Origin of the sequence: Campylobacter sp. 2018MI13 (genome assembly GCF_018501135.1) — a bacterium.
Lineage (GTDB): Bacteria > Campylobacterota > Campylobacteria > Campylobacterales > Campylobacteraceae > Campylobacter_E.
Map to the genome: position 1 here is coordinate 1 of NZ_JAHCZC010000116.1, position 3,467 is coordinate 3,467.

The window sequence follows — 3,467 nt, forward strand, 5'->3', positions numbered from 1 at the left end:
ATACTATTAATGATATTATTTTCAATGAACTTTGCTTTAATGTTATCAAACAAAATAGTAAAGAAACTTTCATAAATATTATAAATAAACATAATATTGAAGGAATTTTATTAGCTTGCACTGAAATTGCACTATTAATTAACGAAAATGATTTTAAAAATATAAAAGTCTTTGATACAACATATATTCATGCAAAAGATATATTTTTGCAGTCTTTAGAGTAAAATGACAAGAGTTGTAGTAAAACCAATAGATAAAAATAAATTTGAATTAGCTTTTGAATATAAATATGAAAGCAAAAATCAAACCATCATAATACCAAAGGGATTTGTTACAAATGGAGCAAATATACCTAGAATATTTTGGAGTTTCTTTCCACCAAATTCTCCAGAATACTTATCAGCAGTAGTAATTCATGATTTTTTATGTCTTCAAGCTAAAAAAAGTAAAAAATACCAAGACGTTGTTTTAGCTGATGAAATTTTTAAAGAAGCTCTTAGAACTTTGCAAGTGGCAAATTATAAAATTAAAATATTTTATTTTTCTTGTAAAATATATCACTTATATAAAAAATACTTAGGATTTTATAGGTAATAAAATATTAAATACAAAAACTACATACTATAATTCAATAGTTTTCATTCGTTAAAATTTTAATACTTAAGTAAATAATATAAATCAAGATTTAATATAAAAGTTCTGATTTGCTTATGTAGTCGTAGTTTTAGCAATATTAAAAAAATTATTGTGTTATAAATTGTGCTAAATTGTGCTAAAAAAATCTAAAAAAATAATTTTTGTAAAGGATTAAAGTTTTCAATACAAAACATAAATCCATCAAAAAAAGCAAAAATATTTTTTTAGAAAAATTAGAATTTTTAAAAAAATCCTAAAGAATTGTCTAAAAACCTAGCAAAAATCGGCGAAAACACTTATTTTTAAAGTTAAAAATCATAAAAAATAATTTTTTTTCTTTCGGTGGGGAGGCGGCGAATTTTTAAAAGTGTAAAAAAATCTGATGTGGCGAGTTTATAAAATATGCTTTTAAATTAACAAAAACATATCTAAAATCGTTTTAAATATAAAATTAGTACTTAGTAGATTTTTGATTTTAAGTGGGTTTTTATAAGATTTTAAGAAAGTTGTGAAACTGTACGGCGAGTTTCACGATTGCTTTCTCTTTAAGCTAAAGCTAAGCAGTGCTAGTTTACAATTTTCAATAGTTATTTTTAAAAGGTGTTTTACTTAAAGTTTTTTAAAGCTTTAAGTAAAGCTATTAGTAAAGTAATTAAAACGATTAGTTCTAACACTTAACTATCCTTTACTCTCAATAGTTTTAGCTTTAATAAATGCTTAAAGGTAACGATATTTTACCAATTTTTTCTTAAAATAAATTTAAATTCTTTATAAAATTAATCGTTTATTAACTTTGGTATGATATGTGATTTTTTTTAAGTGGGGTGGCGAATTTAAATTCTTAAATAAAATAAAAGAATTTAAATTCAGAATTAGGATTATTTTTTATCAAACGCAAAAGCTTGTGAAAAAGCATTTTTTATATTATCTAACAATAATGCCTTTTCATAATTATCTAACCAAGATTTTATCCAAGTCGGAGCGTTTTTATCATTTCTACTCCAACCATAAATTGCGTCTTTAGTAAGTCCTGTTAGTTCTGCAAACTCACTAACACTTAAGCCTAAAAGTTTTATTCTCTCATTAAAATCTTTTCCTGTCATTTTTACTCCTTTTTTTGATTGCAAGTGTATATTAGCATATATTTGTAAAAAATACAATATATTTTGTAAAATATTTAGTATTTTAAGTTTAATTTAAGAATATTATGTTACATTTCGTTTGTATTTGTAAAAAATACTTAAAAAATTGTAATATTTACAAATATATACCAATGAAAGGAGATTGTCAAATGCCATAAAAAAACAAAAAAAAGATTTTAAAACGGATAAAAAACAAGTTGCTTTAAAAAGCCAAAAAACCAAAAAACCAAAAGGATAAATGATGATAGATTTAAATATGAGTTTAGAAGACTTCTTAAACGAAGTTGCAAGGGTTATAATTAACAAATTAAAAGATAAAGATTTTAATAGTTTAAGTTTAGAAGCACAAATGCTCTTAATTGCTTATAAACAGGACAATTTCAGTGCTTATGATTTCCAAGAAAAGCACAATCTTTTGCTAAAACACATATTATTTAGAGAACAAATTCCTAAAGATGAGTTTATAAAACTCTATGATGATGAAATGTTTTTAGAAGAGATAAGCACTCTCTCTAAAAACTATAAATTAAAAGAGATTTTAATATCTCATTGCAAAAGGCTTTTTGCTTAAGAGCCTTTTAGCCCTTGTTACGAGCAAGGGCTTTTATTTTAAGCAAAAATTATAAATAAAAGGATAAAAAAATGAAAAACTTATCTAAAATAAAAAATATTATATAATTTAAATTATTCTTATATAGATTTTAATTAATTTTTAAAAAAAAGAATGGAAAAAATAAGAATGGTGGAGCTGTGGAGATTTGAACTCCAGTCCAAAACTAGCTCAAAACCAGCGTCTACATGCTTAGTAGGCTGCTTAAATTCATTTTTACCAAGTGCAGCTTACGACTTTAGCAAAAACTAAGGCTTTTATTTTATTTAAAGTCTAGCCAAAACTTTAAACTAGCTTGAATGATGACCCGCTAATGCTATTACAAGCTTTAAGCATCGCAGGGCTCAACTGAACTTACGCAGCGTAAGCGTAAGCAGGAGCTAATTCTTTTTTGTTTGCGTTTAATTTTAATTTAGCGTTTAACGTAGCAACACGGCATGCAGCTAATCCCTTACTAATCCTGTCGAAACCTAGTCAGCCCCAAGAAAAGTAAAGTTGTGATTATATCAAATTAACATTATTTTTCAAGGTCTATTTTCACTTAAAGGTCCTAAAGCATTTGTAATTAAATCTAATTTTTTCTTAATTTCTAATTGTTCTTTACTTAATTTTAAATGCTCTATTTCTAAATTTATATTTTTTTCTTCAATGTTTTCAGGCTCTATTACAAATTTAGATAATTCTAATTCGCCTAAATGCCTAGATATATTAAAATCTTGCTCTTTATTAAACTCATTAGCCTTATTTTCTAAATCAATACTACTTTGAAAATCTGGTTCTATTACAAATTTAGATAATTCTAATTCACCTAAATGCCTAGATGTATTAAAATCTTGCTCTTTATTAAATTCATTAGGTTTAGTTTCTAATGAAGTTTTTTTTTATCTAGCTCTGCATTGATTATTTTTGCATTTTTAGTTTTAAAAAACGCACTACATTTAGCTAAAACATTTTTAATATTATCTCTTAAAATAGCCTTTTCTTTCTCATTATAAGGCGGCATTACATGTAATTCTAAAGTATCATTTTCTATTTTAATTTTTACTAATGATTCAAATAAAATATTTTGAAGTTCAGGT

Annotated in this window: 4 protein-coding genes, 1 other RNA gene and 1 pseudogene; 3 read left to right on the plus strand and 3 right to left on the minus strand. The window is 24.5% G+C overall.

Annotated elements, in window-relative coordinates:
* Both KJQ99_RS08930 and KJQ99_RS08935 read left to right on the plus strand, forming a co-directional pair.
* Positions 1–224, plus strand: a pseudogene (locus KJQ99_RS08930) (aspartate/glutamate racemase family protein); the annotation flags it as partial.
* 1 nt (position 225) lies between these two features.
* A complete protein-coding gene (locus KJQ99_RS08935) occupies positions 226–594 on the plus strand; it encodes a DUF1353 domain-containing protein (RefSeq protein ID WP_214150596.1) in 369 nt (122 codons plus the stop codon).
* A 920-nt stretch (positions 595–1,514) separates the two neighbouring features.
* On the opposite strand, the gene KJQ99_RS08940 is transcribed toward KJQ99_RS08935, so the two are convergent.
* Positions 1,515–1,739, minus strand: a complete 225-nt coding sequence (locus tag KJQ99_RS08940; protein WP_214150597.1) for a hypothetical protein — start codon at positions 1,737–1,739, stop codon at positions 1,515–1,517.
* A 280-nt stretch (positions 1,740–2,019) separates the two neighbouring features.
* Here KJQ99_RS08940 and KJQ99_RS08945 point away from each other — a divergent pair, with 280 nt between their 5' ends.
* Complete coding sequence (locus tag KJQ99_RS08945; protein WP_214150598.1) at positions 2,020–2,349, plus strand: hypothetical protein; 330 nt, start codon at positions 2,020–2,022, stop codon at positions 2,347–2,349.
* A 169-nt stretch (positions 2,350–2,518) separates the two neighbouring features.
* Here the strand turns inward: KJQ99_RS08945 and ssrA are convergent.
* Both ssrA and KJQ99_RS08955 read right to left on the minus strand, forming a co-directional pair.
* Positions 2,519–2,870: a transfer-messenger RNA gene (ssrA, locus tag KJQ99_RS08950) on the minus strand.
* A gap of 383 nt (positions 2,871–3,253) precedes the next feature.
* A partial coding sequence (locus KJQ99_RS08955; RefSeq protein ID WP_214150599.1) for a hypothetical protein occupies positions 3,254–3,467 on the minus strand: 214 nt, incomplete at its 5' end.